The sequence below is a fragment of the Burkholderia sp. MS389 genome (assembly GCF_016899425.1).
In the GTDB taxonomy this organism is placed as follows: Bacteria; Pseudomonadota; Gammaproteobacteria; order Burkholderiales; family Burkholderiaceae; genus Burkholderia; species Burkholderia sola.
The window spans coordinates 3,229,804-3,248,184 of record NZ_CP045994.1; the positions used below are offsets into that span (position 1 = coordinate 3,229,804).

19 protein-coding genes are annotated in these 18,381 nt (G+C 67.4%); 5 read left to right on the forward strand and 14 right to left on the reverse strand.

Features of this window, described 5'->3' with window-relative positions:
- Positions 1 to 6: 6 nt before the first annotated feature.
- The 4 genes from ctaD to GJG85_RS15055 all read right to left on the reverse strand — a co-directional run bounded on the left by ctaD (position 7) and on the right by GJG85_RS15055 (position 4,997).
- Positions 7 to 1,614 (reverse strand): cytochrome c oxidase subunit I, encoded by a 1,608-nt coding sequence (gene ctaD, locus GJG85_RS15040; protein ID WP_050014798.1) that lies wholly within the window; start codon positions 1,612 to 1,614, stop codon positions 7 to 9.
- 43 nt (positions 1,615 to 1,657) lie between these two features.
- Positions 1,658 to 3,256: a cytochrome c oxidase subunit II gene (gene coxB / locus GJG85_RS15045; RefSeq protein ID WP_124556152.1), complete on the reverse strand. Its 1,599-nt coding sequence runs from the start codon at positions 3,254 to 3,256 to the stop codon at positions 1,658 to 1,660.
- Between the two features lie 55 nt (positions 3,257 to 3,311).
- Positions 3,312 to 3,836: a DUF2244 domain-containing protein gene (locus tag GJG85_RS15050; RefSeq protein ID WP_050014795.1), complete on the reverse strand. Its 525-nt coding sequence runs from the start codon at positions 3,834 to 3,836 to the stop codon at positions 3,312 to 3,314.
- Between the two features lie 195 nt (positions 3,837 to 4,031).
- Positions 4,032 to 4,997: a methyltransferase domain-containing protein gene (locus GJG85_RS15055; protein ID WP_050014794.1), complete on the reverse strand. Its 966-nt coding sequence runs from the start codon at positions 4,995 to 4,997 to the stop codon at positions 4,032 to 4,034.
- 81 nt (positions 4,998 to 5,078) lie between these two features.
- Here GJG85_RS15055 and GJG85_RS15060 point away from each other — a divergent pair, with 81 nt between their 5' ends.
- Complete coding sequence (locus GJG85_RS15060; protein WP_050014792.1) at positions 5,079 to 5,876, forward strand: phosphoribosyltransferase family protein; 798 nt, start codon at positions 5,079 to 5,081, stop codon at positions 5,874 to 5,876.
- A 100-nt stretch (positions 5,877 to 5,976) separates the two neighbouring features.
- Positions 5,977 to 6,447 carry a tRNA (uridine(34)/cytosine(34)/5-carboxymethylaminomethyluridine(34)-2'-O)-methyltransferase TrmL gene (trmL, locus tag GJG85_RS15065; RefSeq protein WP_050014789.1) on the forward strand — a complete coding sequence of 157 codons (471 nt, stop codon included), beginning with the start codon at positions 5,977 to 5,979 and terminating at the stop codon, positions 6,445 to 6,447.
- A 34-nt stretch (positions 6,448 to 6,481) separates the two neighbouring features.
- Here the strand turns inward: trmL and GJG85_RS15070 are convergent, their stop codons facing one another.
- From GJG85_RS15070 to GJG85_RS15090, 5 genes are all read right to left on the reverse strand, one after another.
- A complete protein-coding gene (locus tag GJG85_RS15070) occupies positions 6,482 to 7,006 on the reverse strand; it encodes an O-acetyl-ADP-ribose deacetylase (RefSeq protein ID WP_050014787.1) in 525 nt (174 codons plus the stop codon).
- A gap of 92 nt (positions 7,007 to 7,098) precedes the next feature.
- Positions 7,099 to 8,097 carry an NAD(P)H-dependent glycerol-3-phosphate dehydrogenase gene (locus GJG85_RS15075; RefSeq protein WP_050014785.1) on the reverse strand — a complete coding sequence of 333 codons (999 nt, stop codon included), beginning with the start codon at positions 8,095 to 8,097 and terminating at the stop codon, positions 7,099 to 7,101.
- Positions 8,098 to 8,122: 25 nt separating this feature from the next.
- Positions 8,123 to 8,614 (reverse strand): protein-export chaperone SecB, encoded by a 492-nt coding sequence (gene secB / locus GJG85_RS15080; RefSeq protein WP_006481561.1) that lies wholly within the window; start codon positions 8,612 to 8,614, stop codon positions 8,123 to 8,125.
- A 108-nt stretch (positions 8,615 to 8,722) separates the two neighbouring features.
- Positions 8,723 to 8,983 carry a glutaredoxin 3 gene (gene grxC, locus GJG85_RS15085; protein ID WP_006477722.1) on the reverse strand — a complete coding sequence of 87 codons (261 nt, stop codon included), beginning with the start codon at positions 8,981 to 8,983 and terminating at the stop codon, positions 8,723 to 8,725.
- Positions 8,980 to 9,402: a rhodanese-like domain-containing protein gene (locus GJG85_RS15090; RefSeq protein WP_050014781.1), complete on the reverse strand. Its 423-nt coding sequence runs from the start codon at positions 9,400 to 9,402 to the stop codon at positions 8,980 to 8,982. The genes grxC and GJG85_RS15090 overlap by 4 nt, the downstream gene beginning before the upstream one ends.
- A 136-nt stretch (positions 9,403 to 9,538) precedes the next feature.
- Between GJG85_RS15090 and gpmA the strand changes: the two genes are divergently transcribed.
- The 3 genes from gpmA to moeB all read left to right on the forward strand — a co-directional run bounded on the left by gpmA (position 9,539) and on the right by moeB (position 12,932).
- Positions 9,539 to 10,285 (forward strand): 2,3-diphosphoglycerate-dependent phosphoglycerate mutase, encoded by a 747-nt coding sequence (gene gpmA, locus GJG85_RS15095; RefSeq protein ID WP_050014779.1) that lies wholly within the window; start codon positions 9,539 to 9,541, stop codon positions 10,283 to 10,285.
- A 236-nt stretch (positions 10,286 to 10,521) separates the two neighbouring features.
- On the forward strand, positions 10,522 to 12,075 hold the full coding sequence (locus GJG85_RS15100) for a S41 family peptidase (protein ID WP_050014777.1): 1,554 nt from the start codon (positions 10,522 to 10,524) through the stop codon (positions 12,073 to 12,075).
- A 104-nt stretch (positions 12,076 to 12,179) separates the two neighbouring features.
- Positions 12,180 to 12,932, forward strand: coding sequence for a molybdopterin-synthase adenylyltransferase MoeB (moeB, locus tag GJG85_RS15105; protein ID WP_050014775.1), 753 nt, complete (start codon positions 12,180 to 12,182; stop codon positions 12,930 to 12,932).
- 68 nt (positions 12,933 to 13,000) lie between these two features.
- Here the strand turns inward: moeB and ptsP are convergent, their stop codons facing one another.
- The 5 genes from ptsP to gshA all read right to left on the reverse strand — a co-directional run bounded on the left by ptsP (position 13,001) and on the right by gshA (position 18,299).
- Positions 13,001 to 14,773 (reverse strand): phosphoenolpyruvate--protein phosphotransferase, encoded by a 1,773-nt coding sequence (gene ptsP, locus GJG85_RS15110; protein ID WP_050014919.1) that lies wholly within the window; start codon positions 14,771 to 14,773, stop codon positions 13,001 to 13,003.
- 201 nt (positions 14,774 to 14,974) lie between these two features.
- Positions 14,975 to 15,244, reverse strand: coding sequence for an HPr family phosphocarrier protein (locus GJG85_RS15115; protein WP_006477716.1), 270 nt, complete (start codon positions 15,242 to 15,244; stop codon positions 14,975 to 14,977).
- A gap of 79 nt (positions 15,245 to 15,323) precedes the next feature.
- Positions 15,324 to 15,794, reverse strand: a complete 471-nt coding sequence (locus GJG85_RS15120) for a PTS fructose transporter subunit IIA (RefSeq protein ID WP_050014761.1) — start codon at positions 15,792 to 15,794, stop codon at positions 15,324 to 15,326.
- Positions 15,795 to 16,025: 231 nt separating this feature from the next.
- On the reverse strand, positions 16,026 to 16,982 hold the full coding sequence (gshB, locus tag GJG85_RS15125; protein WP_050014759.1) for a glutathione synthase: 957 nt from the start codon (positions 16,980 to 16,982) through the stop codon (positions 16,026 to 16,028).
- Positions 16,983 to 17,009: 27 nt separating this feature from the next.
- A complete protein-coding gene (gshA, locus tag GJG85_RS15130; protein WP_050014757.1) occupies positions 17,010 to 18,299 on the reverse strand; it encodes a glutamate--cysteine ligase in 1,290 nt (429 codons plus the stop codon).
- Positions 18,300 to 18,381 lie beyond the last annotated feature (82 nt).

Consider the following 18,381-nt stretch of genomic DNA (forward strand, 5'->3'; position numbering starts at 1 on the left):
TGAAACTTACTCGACGTGCGGCGGTTGCTCGAACGTGTGGAACGGAGCCGGGCTCGGCACCGTCCACTCGAGGCCCGTCGCGCCATCCCACGGCTTGTCCGACGCCTTTTCCAGGTCGCCGCCGCCGCGGTAGGCCGGCAGCGCGACCGCGAACAGGAAGTACACCTGCGCGAGGCCGAAGCCGAATGCGCCGATCGTCGCCACCTGGTTGAAGTCCGTGAACTGCGCCGGGTAGTCCGCATAGCGGCGCGGCATGCCCGCGAGACCGACGAAGTGCATCGGGAAGAACGTCAGGTTGAAGAAGATCATCGACGCCCAGAAGTGGATCTTGCCGCGCGTCTCGTTGTACATCCAGCCCGTCCACTTCGGCGCCCAGTAGTACCAGCCCGAGAACAGCGCGAACAGCGAACCGGCCACCAGCACGTAGTGGAAGTGCGCGACCACGAAGTAGGTGCCGTGATACTGGATGTCGAGCGGCGCCATCGCGAGCATCAGGCCCGTCAGGCCGCCGAACGTGAACACGAACAGGAAGCCGATCGCGAACAGCATCGGGGTTTCGAACGTCATCGAGCCGCGCCACATCGTCGCGAGCCAGTTGAACACCTTCACGCCCGTCGGCACCGCGATCAGCATCGTCGCGTACATGAAGAACAGCTGGCCGGTGACCGGCATGCCCGTCGCGAACATGTGGTGCGCCCAGACCATGAACGACAGGATCGCGATCGACGCCGTCGCGTACACCATCGAGCTATAGCCGAACAGCGTCTTGCGTGCGAACGCCGGGATCACCTGCGACACGATCCCGAACGCCGGCAGAATCATGATGTACACCTCGGGGTGGCCGAAGAACCAGAAGATGTGCTGGTACATCACCGGGTCGCCGCCGCCTGCCGCGTTGAAGAACGACGTGCCGAAGTGGCGGTCGAACAGCACCATCGTGATCGCGCCTGCCAGAACCGGCATCACGGCGATCAGCAGGTACGCGGTGATCAGCCACGTCCACGCGAACATCGGCATCTTCATCAGCGTCATGCCCGGTGCGCGCATGTTCAGGATCGTCACGACGATGTTGATCCCGCCCATGATCGACGACGCGCCCATGATGTGGACCGCGAAGATCGCGAAGTCCATGCCCGGGCCCATCTGCGTCGACAGCGGTGCGTACAGCGTCCAGCCGGCGGCCGTCGCGCCGCCCGGCGCGAAGAACGAGCCGACCAGCAGCACGGCCGCGACCGGCAGCAGCCAGAAGCTGAAGTTGTTCATCCGCGCGAACGCCATGTCGGATGCGCCGATCTGCAGCGGAATCATCCAGTTCGCGAAGCCGACGAACGCCGGCATGATCGCGCCGAACACCATGATCAGGCCGTGCATCGTCGTGAGTTCGTTGAAGAACTCCGGACGCATGATCTGCAGGCCCGGCTCGAACAGCTCGGCACGGATGCCGAGCGCCATCACGCCGCCCGACAGGAACATGATGAACGAGAACAGCAGGTACAGCGTACCGATGTCCTTGTGGTTGGTGGCGAACAGCCAGCGACGCCAGCCGTGCGGGGCTTCGTGCGCGTGGTCGTCGTGCGCGTGGTCCGCGGCTACGTCGTGCCCGATGCTAGACATGAGAATCTCCTAATGCGAATACGTCGACTAACTCAGCGACACGTCAAGCCGCCGGGCCGATCTCGACACGCCGGGCTTCCTTCGCGTCAGCCCCGCCCGTGATCGTTTCCGGCTTTTTGAGAATAATGTGGTCTTCCGCCACGCCTGCTGCCTTCAGCGCATCGCGCACGGCCTGCGCCCGATGCTTCGCCAGTTCGGCGTTCGCGTCGGCCGAGCCCGTCTTGTCGGTGAAGCCCGACAGCGCGAGCTTCGCGTCCGGATGCGCCTTCGCATAGTCGGCCGCGGCGGCGATCGCCGCCTTCGCGTCGGCCGGCAGCACGCTCTTGCCCGTCTCGAAGTAGATCGTCGACAGCGCGGCCGATGCCGCTGCCGCCGGCTGCTCGGCGCCCGACGCGGCTTGCGCCGGCGCCGAAGCCGCTTCGGCCGGGGCCGTTGCCGTCGCCGCGCCTGCCGTGTCTTCCGGCAGCTTGCCGTTGCGTGCGTCGGCCACTTGCTTCGGCTGCAGCAGGTCGTTCTTGTGGTTGCCCCACGAGTTGCGTTCGTACGTGACGACCGAAGCGATGTCGAGGTCCGACAGCGACGCCCACGACGGCATCGCGCCCTTGCCGTGCAGCACGCGCTCGACGTGCGCGGCGATCGGGCCGTTCACGATCGGGCTGCCGTCCATCGCCGGGAATGCGCCGAGGCCCTTGCCGTTCACCTGGTGGCAGGCCGCGCAGTTCGCCTTGTAGACTTCCTCGCCGTGCGCGACGAGTTCGGCCATCGTGTAGACCTTGTTCGGATCGACCGCCGCGCCGGCCAGCTTCGCCTTCTGCGCGGTGACCCACTTCGCGTAGTCGTCGTCCGACAGGACTTCGACTACGACCGGCATGTACGCGTGTTCCTTGCCGCACAGCTCGGTACAGAAACCGCGGAACGTGCCGACCTTGTCGGCCTTGAACCACGTGTCGCGCACGAAGCCGGGGATCGCATCCTGCTTCACGCCGAACGCGGGCACGTACCACGAGTGGACGACGTCGTTCGCGGTCGTGATGATGCGGATCTTCTTGTTGACCGGCACGACGAGCGGATTGTCGACTTCCTGCAGATAGGTGTCGGTGATCGGCTTCTTGCCCATCACTTCGTCGCGCGGGGTGGTCAGCGTCGACAGGAAGCCGATGCCCTCGCCCGGGCCCTTCACGTAGTCGTAGCCCCACTTCCACTGGTAGCCGGTGACCTTGATCGTGAGATCGGCGTTCGTCGTGTCCTTCATCGCGACGACGGCCTTCGTCGCCGGCAGCGCCATCAGCACGACGATGACGAACGGCACGATCGTCCAGATGATCTCGACGGTCGTGCTTTCATGGAAATTGGCGGCCTTGTGGCCCTTGGATTTGCGGTGCGCGAAGATCGAATAGAACATCACGCCGAACACGCCGACGAAGATCACCGTACACAGGATCAGCATCATCGTGTGGAGATCGTAGAGCTCCTCGGCGATCTTCGTGACAGGCGGCTGAAAGTTGATCTCGTTGACACGGGGGCCGCCCGGGCTATCACCGACCGCCAGGGCCGCACCGGCAAAGAGCAATCCGCTGCATGCCAGCACGCCCGCGAGGGCTCGCTTGATTGTTTTCATAGCATCCTTACCCAAAATTTCCATTCAAACCCTCCCCCGTCGCAAGCACCGGCCCGTTCCGGCCGATGACTGCGCCTCGTCAGCCGCAGCGCCTGAGCGACACGCGCAGTTCGTCGGCGAACTGCGCACGCTTGTACTGCGCGAGATGCTGCCCGATTACGACGGTCTGCCCGCGCGATACCAGTCGAATCGGATCGCGTGGCGTCGCACCCGGCTCGACCCGCACCCAGCGCGGGTTGAATTCGATCTGCGTGAGCCGCTCCGCATCCATCCGCTCGATCACGAGCCGGTGCGGAAACAGCCTGATGCGCTCGTAATCGACCGCATGGCGAGCATAGATCGCAAATGCGACACCCACCGCCAGCAGCTCGATGCCGGTGAAGGGCATGACGAGCCAGGCCCCTCTCCACATCAGCAACGCCGCGATCGCCAGCGAGAAGCCCGCGAGCGACGCATAAAACAGCACGAACTGGCGTGGCGACACCGAACAGTTGCGTTTCATCAGCCAGTCTTCGAGGACCGGTTCGCTGTCCGCCGTCTTCGCCAAAACGCTCGCTGCTTCCATCGCCGCCTCACGCGAATGGCATGCGATGCATGCCTGCATCGGACTCGTCGCCCCGTATTGCGGGGACCCCGGGACGACAAGCTGACGCATTATAGGCGGGTTCAATGGCATCCACAAGCAAGCGCCTATCGCCCGCCAAGCCAAGCGCGACAAGCTTTCCGGCCGTTTTTGCCGCCAATTCGACCCCGCTTTGCGCCGCTAATTTCGGACATAACAAAACCCCTCTTTACCGCTTTACCGATTCTTCGGACGCCCCTTGCCGATGTCCTCGATGCGCACGATCCCGTGCCCTTCCGCGGTCGTGCGCGGCACGGCCTTCCATGCGTGGCCGTAGATCACCTCGAACGTGAGCGGGATCGTGCCGTCCTCGCGCCGGCGCGCGTCGAGCGCATCGCCGAGCGCCGCGCGAAAGCGCCGCGTCGCATGCTGCGGCGCCGTGCGCTCGAACGGATAGGCGCCCCAGCGGCGCACGTCGGCGAGCAGCGTATCGGGGGATTGGTAGGTGACGGTCAGCACTTCCTGGTCCATCACGGGAATTTCGAAGCCGCTCTCGACGAGCATGTCGCCGAGGTCGTGCATGTCGACGAAATCGATCACGCGCGCGGCGGGCGGCGCGACGCCGAGCGCCGCTTCGGCGTCCGCGCAGGCCGCGCGCAGCTCGCGCAGCGTGTCGGGGCCGAGCGTGCTGAACATCAGCAGCCCATTGACGCGCAGCACGCGCTGCCATTCGGGGAAGACGGTATCGGGACGCGAATGCCAGTGGAGCGCGAGATTCGACCAGATCAGGTCGAACGCGCCGCCGGCAAACGGCAGCGCGGCGAAGTCGGCCTGCGCGACGCGCGGGCCGCGCTGGCCCAGCGCCCGGCCGAGCGACGCCGGCAGCCAGCGGCGCCAGGTGGTCTGCTCGACCTCGCGCTGACCGGCCCGCGCGAGCATCGCGCCGGACAGGTCCACGCCGAACACCGGCGCTTCCGGAAAGCGCGCGCGCAGCGCCGGCAGGTCGTCGCCCGGGCCGCAGCCCGCGTCCAGCACGGCCGCGGGGCTCACCTTGATGTATTCGAGGCGCTCGTTCATCCGCTGCGCGATCTCGCGCGGCAGGAACGCAACCGCGTCGAACGTGGCGGCACGGCGGTCGAAGATCCGCCGCAGGCGCCTGGCGTCATTGGCCGGACGGCCGGTGGAAGTCGAAGCTGGGGACATGTCGGGCACACTGGCGAAGAGCCCGAAGTATACTCGCTCGCCTCGCAAGCTTCATTGAGGCGGCATGCCAGGAGTGTTGCGATGGTCCGCGGTTCCGCCGAGCGCACGATGCGCGTCGTTTTGTCGCAGGTTCGCGCGCTGGTCGTGCGCGTCGCCGCGGTCACGCTGCCGAATCGCTGCGCATTGTGCGGCAATTTGTCACACGCGGTGATATGCGGCGCCTGCGATGCCGCGTACTGGAATGAAGCGCGGCTGCGCTGCGAGGTTTGCGCGGTGCCGCTCGGTGTCGGGCACGCGCGGTCACGCGGCGGCGGTCGCAGCGGCGTCGGTAGCACGTCCGCGTACCGGTGCGAAACGTGCTGCACCGCGCCGCCGCCGTTCGACGCGACGCTCGCGCTCGCCGATTACCGCGCGCCGCTCGACGAGCTCGCGCGCGGCCTGAAGTTTCACGCACGGCTCGCGCTCGGCGGCGAATTCGCGGCCCGGCTGGCGCGGCTGGTCGACGATACGCGCGGCGCGAGCGGCTTCGATCTCGTCGCGCCGGTGCCGTTGTCGCACCGGCGACTCGTCGCGCGCGGCTACAACCAGGCGTGGGCGATCGCGCGTCCGCTCGCGCGCCGGCTCCGCGTGCCGGCGGACGCAGCCTTGCTCGCGCGCGTCGCCGACACCGCGCCGCAGTCGCGGCTCGACCGGCACGCACGGCGCGACAACGTGATGGCGGCTTTCGCGGTGGCAGGCGGCGTCGCCGGCCGCCACGTCGCGCTCGTCGACGACGTGATGACGTCCGGCGCGACGCTCGCGGCGGCCGCGCAGGCGCTGAAGGCGGCGGGCGCCGTGCGCGTGACGAATCTGGTTGCGCTGCGCACCGCCAGGGATTAATTAGATAGAGAGGCCGGCCGCCCGCAGGCGGCCGTCACGAACCGGCCGGCCGGGAACCCGCGCGCATCGCGCGGCCCCGTCGGCCCAGCCAAACCGAAACATGTTCAACGTCGTCCTCGTCGCCCCCGAAATTCCGCCGAACACCGGCAACGTGATCCGCCTGTGCGCGAACACCGGCGCGCACCTGCACCTGATCGAGCCGCTCGGCTTTCCGCTCGACGACGCGCGGATGCGTCGCGCCGGCCTCGACTATCACGAGTATGCGCAGATGCGCGTGCACCGCGACTGGGACGCGTTCGTCGCCGCCGAAGTGCCCGATCCCGCGCGGATATTTGCGTTCACGACGCGCGGCTCGGGCCGCTTCCACGATCACGCGTTCCTGCCCGGCGACTGGTTCGTGTTCGGCTCGGAAACGCGCGGCCTGCCCGCCGAGCTGCTCGAACGCTTCCCGAACGAACAGCGCGTGCGCCTGCCGATGCGGCCGGACAACCGCAGCCTGAACCTGTCGAACACGGTCGCGGTGGTCGTGTTCGAGGCGTGGCGCCAGGCCGGCTTCGAGGGCGGCGCCTGACGCGCGCCGGACGCGCCCCGCGGCGCTGAAGGCGTCAGGTTCGCGCGAGCCGCGCGCAGTACAGGTCGTAAATGTCGGGGGAAAAGCACGCGAATATCACGCGTGCGAGGCTCGGCGCCTGCGGCAGCATTTCGGCGACGGTGCCGACTGCAATGTCGACGGCCTCGCCGGCCGGATAGCGATAAATGCCGCAACTGATCGCCGGAAACGCGATCGACGTCGCGGCGACTTCTTCGGCCAGTTCGATCGCGCGCCGGTAGCACGACGCGAGCAGATCGGCTTCGCCGCGTGCGCCGCCGTACCAGACCGGCCCCACCGCGTGGATCACGTAGCGCGCAGGCAACCCGTGGCCGCGCGTGAGCTTCGCGTCGCCGGTGTCGCAGCCGCCGAGCGTGCGGCACTCGGCGAGCAGGCCGGGGCCGGCCGCGCGGTGGATCGCGCCGTCGACGCCGCCCCCGCCGAGCAGCGAGCCGTTCGCCGCGTTGACGATCGCATCGACGTCGAGCGTCGTGATGTCGACGCGTTGCGCATCGAGCGTGGTGGAATGGATCTGCAGCATGACACCCTCGCGGAACGCCGGAGACGATTCAAGCGTAGTCCGCTTTGGCGCCGCGCGCCCGGCGCAATCGTGCCGGGCGATCGCGGCCCGTGCTACTCGGCGCGCGCGTCGCGGCGCAGCAGGCCGCTGACGGCGTCGCGCGGCGCGATCCCGTCGAACAGCACGCCGCACACGGCTTGCGTGATCGGCATGTCGATCGACTGCGCGCGCGCGAGCGCCAGCACGGCCTGCGCGCAGCGCACGCCTTCGGCCACGTGGCCGAGCGCGCCGAGGACGTCGTTCAGCGTGCGGCCGGCCGCCAGTTGCAGGCCCACCGTGCGGTTGCGCGACAGGTCGCCCGTCGCGGTCAGGATCAGGTCGCCGAGGCCCGTGAGGCCCGTGAAGGTTTCCGCGCGGCCGCCGAGCGCCACGCCGAGCCGCGACATTTCCGCGAGGCCGCGCGTGATCAGCGCGGCGCGCGCGTTCAGCCCGAGGCCGAGGCCGTCGGAAATGCCGGTCGCGATCGCCAGCACGTTCTTCACCGCGCCGCCGACCTCGACGCCGACCACGTCGTCGCCCGTATAGATCCGCATCGCGCCGTGATGGAACGCGGCAAGCGTGCGCTCGCGGCATTCGGCCGACGCGCTCGCCACCGTCAACGCGACGGGCAGCGACTGACCGACCTCGCGCGCGAAGCTCGGCCCCGACAGCACGCCGTTGCTCTGCTGTTCGGGCAGCTCGGCCGCGATCACCTGATGCGGCAGCAGATGCGTGTCGGCCTCGAAGCCCTTGCAGACCCAGACGACGTGCGCGGGCACGCAGCCCGCGTCGCGCATCGCGTGACACAGCGTGCGCAGCCCGGCCACCGGCGCGGCGATCACGCACAGCGCGTCGTCCGCGGCGCCATGCGCGAGCGCGGCGCCGAGATCGGCGTCGTAGCGCAGCGCGTCGGGCAGCGCGATGCCGTCGAGATAGCGGGAATTTTCGTGCCGGGCCTGCAGCCCGGCGATGAGCGCGGCGTCGCGCGCCCACAGAAGCGTATCGTGCCGCGCGGCCAGATGGCCCGCGAGCGCGGTGCCCCAGGCACCGGCGCCGAGAACGGCTACTTTCATACCCAGCACCGGTCCGAGCGAAACGTCAGTTCAGCGTCGTGCCATTCGGCGCGCCGTTCGGTGCACCTGCCGCGCCGGCCTGCTGCTGAAGCTGCGCGAGACGCTGCTCGTACAGCGCCTGGAAGTTGATTTCCGCGAGGTGGATCGGCGGGAAGCCGGCGCGCGTGATCGCGTCGGCGATGTTCGAGCGCAGGTACGGGAACAGGATCGTCGGGCACGCGATGCCGACGAGCGGATCGAGCTGTTCGTCCGGAATGTTGCGGATGTCGAAAATGCCCGCCTGCTTCGCTTCGATCAGGAACGCGACCTTGTCCTTCACCTTCGCGGTGACGGTACCCGACACGACGACTTCGAACACGCTTTCCGCGAGGCGGTCGGCCTTGACGTCGACTTCGACTTCAACCGACGGCATGTCCTGCTCGAGGAAGATCGCCGGCGAATTCGGCTGCTCGAGCGACATATCCTTCAGGTAGACGCGCTGGATGTTGAAGAACGGTTGGTTTTCGACGTCGGACATGGTGTTTCCCTAAAAGTGGTGACGGGGCGGCCCGGCTGTTCGCCGGCCGCCACGGATGAATCCTGCGCGCCCAAGCCCGCGGCGCGGCCGGCGGCCATTCTGCCCTAATCAGGCCGCTTGCAGAAGCGGCACGAGGCCGCCTTCGCGGTCGAGCTTCGACAGATCGTCGTAACCGCCGACGTGCGTGTCGCCGATATAGATCTGCGGCACCGTGCGGCGCCCCGTGCGCGTCATCATTTCCTCGCGGCGGGCCGGATCGCGATCGATCAGCACCTTCTCGATCTGCTCGACGCCGCGCAGCTTCAGCAGGCGCTCGGCCTGCATGCAATACGGACACACCTGCGTGCTGTACATCAAAACCTTGTTCACTTCGCCACTCCTTGTTTGACGACCGGCATCCCGGCCTGCTGCCAGGCGGCCACGCCGCCCTCGAGCACGTGCACCTCGGCGTAACCCGCCGCCTCGACCTCGCGCGCCGCCTTCTGCGACTGCTGGCCGTTCTGGCAGACGAGCAGCACCGGGGTGCTCTTGTTCTTCGCGACCTGCGCAATTTTCGCGCCGATCTCGCCCGCCGCGACCTGACGCGCCGACGGCAGATGGCCGGCGGCGAAATCGGACGCGGTGCGCAGGTCGATCACGACCGCGTTGCGGCGATTAATGAGCTGCGTCGCCTCCGCGGCCGACAGGCCGCCGCGGCCACGGCGCAGGGCCGGCCATGCCAGCAGGCCGCCGGAAACCAGCAGGATCGCGATAAGGGCCAGGTTCGTGTAATTGGTAAAGAACGTCACGGAATGTCGCCGGAAAAAGAGAAATCGGATGAGGACAATCCGGCCATTATAAAATAACCGCCTTGCGCGATGGCGGGCCCGGTCCGGGCGCCGCGCGACGCGCCCCGCTTCCCTCTCACTACCGACCGCAAGATCCATGTACAAACTCGTTCTCATCCGCCACGGCGAATCGACGTGGAACAAGGAAAACCGCTTCACCGGCTGGGTCGACGTCGACCTGACCGAACAGGGTCGCAACGAGGCCTACCAGGCCGGCGAATTGCTCAAGGAGGCCGGCTACACGTTCGACATCGCGTACACGTCGGTGCTCAAGCGCGCGATCCGCACGCTGTGGCACGTGCAGGACAAGATGGACCTGATGTACCTGCCGGTCGTCCATTCGTGGCGCCTGAACGAGCGCCACTACGGCGCGCTGTCGGGCCTCAACAAGGCGGAAACGGCCGCGAAGTTCGGCGACGAGCAGGTGCTCGTGTGGCGCCGCAGCTACGACACGCCGCCGCCCGCGCTCGAGCCGACCGACGAGCGCGCGCCGTTCAACGATCCGCGCTACGCGAAGGTGCCGCGCGAGCAGCTGCCGCTCACCGAATGCCTGAAGGACACGGTCGCGCGCGTGCTGCCGCTGTGGAACGAGTCGATCGCGCCGGCGGTGCGCGCCGGCAAGCAAGTGCTGATCGCCGCGCACGGCAACTCGCTGCGCGCGCTGATCAAGTACCTCGACGGCATCTCGGACAGCGACATCGTCGGCCTGAACATCCCGAACGGCGTACCGCTCGTGTATGAACTCGACGAGAACCTGAAGCCGATCAAGCACTACTACCTCGGCGACGCGGACGCGATCGCGCAGGCGCAGGCCGCCGTCGCGAAGCAGGGCAAGGCGGGCTGACGCCCGGCGCGGCGCCGGGCCCGGCCTCGGCCCGCACGCCGCGCGAACCTTCCCGGCCCTGCCGCGGTCGAATCCGCTTTCGAACCCCGCAGCGCGCCCGGCGGCGCCCCGGCCGGGCCCTCAGCGGCCTTTTCGACGCTTTTCGCGCCGTTCCACTGAGTAATCGGACGAACAGTTATACTTGTCCGCTACATCCCCGCTACCGCCACGCGCTTCCCGACCGCACCAGACTCTCTATGCGAATGAATTTGAAGAACATCGGCCTGATTGCCGCGGGCCTCGCCACGGGCGTGTTCGCCACGCTGCAGGTTTCCGCATCGGCCGAGCAGACCGCCACGGCGCCGCTTCCCCTCGACCAGCTCCGCCTGTTCGCGGAAGTATTCGGGCAGATCAAGCGCGAGTACGTCGAACCGGTCGACGACAAGAAGCTGCTGACGGCCGCGATCAAGGGCATGGTGTCGAGCCTCGACCCGCACTCGTCGTTCCTCGACAAGACCGACTATGACGAACTGCAGGAGCAGACGAAGGGCCGCTTCGCGGGCCTCGGCATCGAGATCTCGCAGGAAGACGGCCTCGTCAAGGTGATCTCGCCGATCGAGGATACGCCCGCGTTCCGCGCCGGCATCCGTCCGGGCGACCTGATCACGCGCATCAACGACAAGCCGGTGCGCGGCATGACGCTCGACAAGGCCGTCAAGCAGATGCGCGGCGAGCCGGGCACCAAGGTCACGCTGACGATCTTCCGCAAGAGCGACGACCGCACGTTCCCGGTCACCGTCACGCGCGCGATCATCAAGGTCCAGAGCGTGAAGATGAAGATGCTCGATCCGGGCTACGCGTACGTCCGCATCACGAGCTTCCAGGAGCGCACGACACCCGATCTCGCGCAGAAGCTGCAGGACATCGCGCGCCAGCAGCCGAACCTGAAGGGCCTGATCCTCGACCTGCGCAACAACGGCGGCGGCCTGCTGCAGAGCGCGGTCGGCGTGGCCGGCGCGTTCCTGCCGCCCGACTCGGTCGTCGTGTCGACCAACGGCCAGATCCCCGATTCGAAGCAGGTCTACCGCGATACGTACGACAACTATCGCCTGCCGTCCTTCGACGGCGATCCGCTGAAGAACCTGCCGCCGGTCTTCAAGACCGTGCCGATGATCGTGCTGACGAACGCGTATTCGGCGTCCGCGTCGGAAATCGTCGCCGGTGCGCTGCAGGATTCGAAGCGCGCGCAGATCATGGGCAAGACGACGTTCGGCAAGGGTTCGGTGCAGACGGTCCGCCCGATGACGGCCGACACCGCGCTGCGCCTGACCACCGCGTACTACTACACGCCGAGCGGCCGTTCGATCCAGAACAAGGGCATCACGCCGGACGTGCCGGTCGATCAGTACGCGGACGGCGATCCGGACGACGTGCTCGTGACGCGCGAGGTCGACTACACGAACCACCTCGCGAACACGCAGGACCCGAACGAGAAGAAGGAACAGGAAGAGCGCGAGCAGCGCCGGCTGGATCAGCTGCGCATTCTCGAGGAGCAGAACGACAAGAAGACGCCGGAGCAACGCCAGAAGGATCGCGATCGCAAGCCGATCGAGTTCGGCAGCGCCGACGACTTCATGATGCAGCAGGCGCTCAACAAGCTCGAAGGCAAGCCGGTCCAGGCGTCGAAGTCGCTGCTCGCCGAGAGCACGACGAAGGGCCCGGCCGCCAAGGCCGCCACGGCGGCGAAGGCATCGGGCGCGAGCGCCGCGAAGCCGGCTTCCGCACCGAAGCCCGCGTCGGCGCCGCAGTAAGCGCCGGGCGGCATCCAACGGGCCATCGCGGGAAGATCGCGATGGCCCGTTTTTCATGCGCGCCTAAAATAACGAACGTCCGCCCGCCTCGCTCACGATTCCCCATGAACGACGATCAACTCCTTCGCTATTCCCGCCACATCCTCGTCGACGAAATCGGCATCGATGCGCAACAGCGCTTTCTCGATGCGCATGCGATCGTCGTCGGCGCGGGCGGCCTCGGCTCGCCGGCCGCGATGTATCTCGCGGCGTCGGGGGTCGGCACGCTCACGCTCGTCGACGCCGATACGGTCGACCTCACGAACCTGCAGCGGCAGATCCTGCACGGGACGGCGTCGGTCGGCCGCAGCAAGGTCGAATCGGGGCGCGACGCGCTCGCGCAGCTGAATCCCGAGGTGACGGTGAACGCGGTCGCGGCGCGCGTCGACGACGCGTGGCTCGATGCGCACGTGCCGCACGCGAGCGTCGTGCTCGACTGCACCGACAACTTCGCGACGCGGCATGCGATCAACCGCGCATGCGTCGCGCACGGCGTGCCGCTCGTGTCGGGCGCCGCCCTGCGCTTCGACGGCCAGATCAGCACGTTCGATTTCCGCGACGCAGCCGCGCCCTGCTATGCGTGCGTGTTCCCGGAAGACCAGCCGTTCGAGGAAGTCGCGTGCGCGACGATGGGCGTGTTCGCGCCGACCGTCGGGATCATCGGCGCGATGCAGGCGGCCGAGGCGCTGCGCGTGATCGGCGGCATCGGCAAGACGCTCAGCGGGCGGCTGATGATGCTCGATTCGCTGCGAATGGAATGGACGACGATGAAGATCGCGCGCCAGGCCGACTGCCCCGTGTGCGGGGGCCGGCACTGACGCGCGACGGGCATGCGCCAGAGCGCGCATGCGTGACACTTCTCTACCGTTAGCGGCGGCGAAAACGCCTACGCGGCCGCATCCGCGCGCGGCTCGGCGACCGACAGCCGCTGCAGCGCCGCCTGCACTTCTTCCGGCTCGAACGCGGCCAGCACGTCGGCCGTCGGCTTCTCGAGCGCCTTCAGGTGCGCGCGCAGGATCTCCTGCTTCACGACGAGCAACTGGCTCGGGTGCATCGAGAACTCGGTGAGCCCCATCCCGAGCAACAGGCGCGTGAGCGCCGGGTCGCCCGCCATCTCCCCGCACACCGACACCGACACGCCCGCGCGCTTCGCCTCGCGCAACGTGTACGCGATCAGGTGCAGCACGGCCGGATGCAGCGGGTCGTACAGGTGCGCGACCGCGTTGTCGGCGCGATCGATCGCGAGCGTGTACTGGATCAGGTCGTTCGTGCCGATCGACAGGAAATCGAAGCGCTTCAGGAACAGCGGCAGCGCGATCGCCGCGGCCGGAATCTCGATCATCGCGCCGAGGCGCACGTTCGGATCGTATGCGAGCCCCGCGTCGTCGAGCTGGCGTTTCGCCTCGCGGATCAGGTCGAGCGTCTGGTCGATCTCCTGCGCATGCGCGAGCATCGGGATCAGGATCTTCACCTGGCCGAACGCGGACGCGCGCAGGATCGCGCGCAACTGCGTGAGGAACATCTGCGGCTCGGACAGGCTCCAGCGGATCGCGCGCAGCCCGAGCGCCGGGTTCGGCGCCGTTTCGTAGCCTTCGTCGAGCGCCTCGAGCGGTTTGTCGGCGCCGACGTCGATCGTGCGGATCGTCACCGGCATGCCCTTCATCCACTCGACGGCGCGCTTGTATGCGGCGAACTGCTCCTCCTCTTCCGGCATCGCCTTCTGATGCATGAACAGGAACTCGGAGCGAAACAGACCAACGCCGACCGCGCCGGCCTCGACGGCCGCCTTCGCGTCGTCGGGCAACTCGATGTTCGCGTACAGGTCGATCTTCGTGCCGCACAAGGTTTGCGTCGGCGAAAACTTCAGGCGCTGCAGCTTGCGTTGCTCGAGGAGCTTCTCGGACTGGCGATACGAGTATTCCTCGAGGACGATCGGCGCCGGATCGACGATCACGATGCCCTGGTCGCCATCGACGATGATCAGGTCGTCCTGGCGGATCAGCGAACTCGCATGCTGGACGCCGACCGCGGCCGGAATGCCGAGGCTGCGCGCGACGATCGCCGTGTGCGACGTGCGGCCGCCGAGATCGGTGACGAACGCCTGGAACGACTGCGTCTTGAACTGCATCATGTCGGCCGGCGCGATGTCGTGCGCGACGACGATCATCTCGTTCGTGCCGTTGCGGGCCGCGCGATCGAGCGCCTGCGACGCGGACGGCGCGCCGGCGAGCGCCTTCAGCACACGCTCGACCACCTGCTCGATGTCAGCCTTGCGCTCGCGCAGGTATTCGTCCTCGATGTCGTCGAAATGGCGCGTGAGCAGTTCGAGCTGCTCGGTCAGCGCCCATTCGACGTTGTAGCGGCGCGTGCGGATCAGGTCGATGGTTTCCTGCACGAGCATCTCGTCGCTCAGGATCATCGTGTGGACGTCGATGAATGCGCCGACTTCGCTCGGCGTGTCGTCGGTCAGGTCGGCGCGCAGCGCTTCGAGCTCGCGACGCACGACGTCGAGCGCCGTGCGGAACCGCTCGACCTCGGCGTCGGTCTGGTTGACCTCGATCAGGTAATGGGCGACGTCGAGCGCCGCCGGCGCGATCAGGTACGCTCGCCCGATCGCGATACCTCGTGAGACGGGAATGCCATGCAGCGTGAAGGACACGCGCACCTCCTCTGTACAAGTAAAGCCGCGGCACACTGCTGCGATGCGCTTATGACCCCGGTTAGCGATTATAAATTCCGCGACTCCCTGTTGACTGCATGCAGCGCAGCATTGCGCATTTCGCATCAATGCTTCCGACGAAAAAAATGCCGCGACATCCGCGGCATTCCGACTGGAAACGGCAACGATCGCGCGTCGCGATCACTGGCCTTCGCCGAACTTGTCGGCGATCAGCTTCAGCAGCGCGTCCATCGCTTCCCGCTCGTCGGGACCTTCGGTCTCGATCGTCACGGTGCTGCCGATGCCGGCCGCCAGCATCATCACGCCCATGATGCTCTTCGCATTGATCTTGCGCCCGTTGCGTGTCATCCAGACTTCCGACTGGAAGTTGCCGGCCAGTTGCGTAAGCTTGGCCGATGCGCGCGCATGGAGCCCCAATTTATTGACGATGGTGGTTTCTTGTTGAAGCATGATTCTCGGTCGGATCGGTCGGGACCGCCGGCGGCGCGCGCAGGCGGGTCGGTCTAAAACGAAAAACGGAGACGGAGGCTCAGGGCGATTCGGTGCGTGGCTGCGGTTCGGGCGGAATCGGCGCGCACTGGCCGCAGCCGGTTTCGCTCGGCGGCGGCGGCGTGCCGGACGACACCTCGTGGACGCCCTTCGCGCCGCCGGACAGCGCCTTGTCGACCAGCTTGTCGAGCGGCACGGTGCGGTAGCAGACGGCCCGCACGAGCATCGGCAGGTTCACGCCGGCCAGCACGCGCACGTTGTCGAGCTTCGCGAGCTGGCCCGCGATGTTCGCGGGCGTCGCGCCGTACATGTCGGTCAGCACGACCACGCCGTTCTCTTCGCGCAGCCGCGCAAGTTCCGCGTGCGCGAACGCCATCACCTGGGCCGGATCGCTGTCGGCCATCACGTCGATGCAGCCGATGCGGGCGGGCACGCCGCCGTAGATGTGCGCGATGCAGTCCCGCAGCGCGGTGGCGAGCGGCGCGTGCGCGATGATCAGGATCCCGGCCATGTCAAATCGCTCCCGGCCGCCCCTGGCGGGCCGATACCCCGCGGCGGGGCAATGAGCGTAGCGAGTATGGGGAACGTTTCATGTTCAGCCTTGCAACAGTGTCGGCCCGACCGCCGGGCCTTCGGTGCGCCGATCACGGCACCGGGCAAGCGGGCATTGTAGCAGGCCGATCAAGCTGCTCCGGCGACGGGGGACCTGCGCGGCCGCCGCCGGAGTTGCGCGGGAGGCGGCCTACGCGGCCGCACGCTCCAGCGCGTCGATGAACATCGCGGCGACGTCGAAGCCCGTCTGCTCCATGATCTCGCGGAAGCACGTCGGGCTCGTGACGTTCACCTCGGTCAGCCAGTCGCCGATCGCGTCGAGCCCGACCAGCAGCAGCCCGCGCGACGCGAGCACCGGCCCCAGCGTGTCGGCGATCGCGCGATCGCGCGATGTGAGCGGCTGCGCGACGCCGAGCCCGCCCGCGGCCAGATTGCCGCGCACCTCGCTGCCCTGCGGAATCCGCGCGAGCGAATACGGCACCGGCTCGCCGCCGATCAGCAGGATGCGCTTGTCGCCGGCCTTGATCTCGGGAATGAACTTCTGCGCCATCACCGAGCGCGTGCCGTCGTGGCTCAGCATCTCGACGATCGAGCCGAGGTTCATGCCGTCCGGCTTCACGCGGAACACGCCCATCCCGCCCATCCCGTCGAGCGGCTTCAGGATCACGTCGCCGTGCTCGGCGTGGAACGCGCGCAGACGCTGCGCGTCGCGCGTGACGAGCGTCGGCGCGACGAACTGCGGAAACTCGCCGATCGCGAGCTTCTCCGAATGATCGCGGATCGACTGCGCCTTGTTGAACACGCGTGCGCCGGCGCGCTCGGCCAGCTCGAGCAGCCACGTCGACGTCACGTATTCCATGTCGAACGGCGGATCCTTGCGCATCAGCACCGCGCCGAACGATTCGAGACGGCGCGCGTCGACCGCGCCGGCTTCGAACCAGGTGTCGCGATGCAGGTCGTCCAGTTCCCCGACGAACGTGATGCGCCGCACGTCGGCCTCGACCGCCGAGCCCGTCCACGCGAGATGGCGCGGTTCGCACGCGTACACCGCATGCCCGCGCCGGGCGGCCTCCGCCATCATCGCGTAGGTCGAATCCTTGTAGATCTTGAAACGCTCGAGCGGGTCGGCGATAAAAAGAATGTCCATGCGGGTCCTGTACGTAGCGAAGGTCCGTTACACCTGGATGGCTTCGGGGTCGGTCTTTTCCAGTTCGATCGACGACGCGATCAGCGACAGCCGCGCGACCACGCCATACATGTAGAAACGGTTCGGCGGCGCGGCGCCCGGCTTGGCGCCTGCATCCGGCAGCGCGGTGTGCTCGAAGCCGAGCGGCACGTAATGCATGCCGGGCGCGTTCAGGTTCTGGTCGCGCTCGCGGCCGCCGTGCGTGCGGTAGAAGCCGCCGACCACGTAGCGGTCGATCATGTACACAACCGGCTCGGCCACTTCGTCGCCGACGCGCTCGAACGTGTAGACGCCTTCCTGCACGATCACGTCGCGCACCGCGAGGCCGGCCTTCGATTCGGCCATCTGCGCGCGCTCGGCCTTCGTCATGCGGCCGATCTCGGCCGCGTCGTGCACGGTCATTACGCCGCGGCCCGCGGTGCCCGCGTCGGCCTTCACGACGACGTACGGCTTCTCGCTGATCCCGTATTCGCGATACTTGCGCGCGATCTTCTTCAGCACGCCGTCGATCGCGTCGGCGAGCGCCTGCTCGCCTTCATGCGCCTGCCAGTCGACGCCTTCCACGTGCGCGAAATACGGATTCACCATCCACGGATCGACGCCGACCATCTTCGCGAACTTCTTCGCGACGTCGTCGTAGCACGCGAAGTGCGTCGACTTGCGGCGCACGGCCCAACCCGCGTGCAGCGGCGGCAGCAGATATTGCTCGTGCAGGTTTTCCAGCACGGCCGGGATGCCGGCCGACAGGTCGTTGTTCAGCAGGATCGAGCACGGATCGAAATTCTTCAGGCCGAGGCGGCGCTGCGAACGCTCGAGCGGTTCGAGCACGATCTTCTGGCCGTCGGCCAGCGTGATCGGCGTCATGTCGGTGATGCCGGGGTCGAGCGAACCGAAGCGCACGTGCAGGCCGGCCTGGCGCATGATCGTCGCGAGCCGCGCGACGTTTTCCAGGTAGAACGCGTTGCGGGTCGGGAGCTCGGGAATCACGAGCAGATTCTTCGCGTCCGGGCAGATCTTCTCGATCGCGGCCATCGCGGCCTGCACGGCGAGCGGCAGCACTTCGGACGGCAGATTGTTGAACGCGCCGGGAAACAGGTTCGCGTCGACGGGCGCCAGCTTGAAGCCGGCATTGCGCAGGTCCACCGAACAATAGAACGGCGGCGTGTGTTCCTGCCATTCGAGCCTGAACCAGCGTTCGATCGCAGGCGTCGCGTCGAGGATCTTCTGCTCGAGTTCGAGCAGCGGACCGTTCAACGCGGTAACGAGGTGGGGAACCATGAATCACTCGCGAGCGGGAGAATGAAGATTGTAGAGCAATTGCCTTGCCCATTTGGGGATTGTTCCCGGCTTCGCAAGGGTT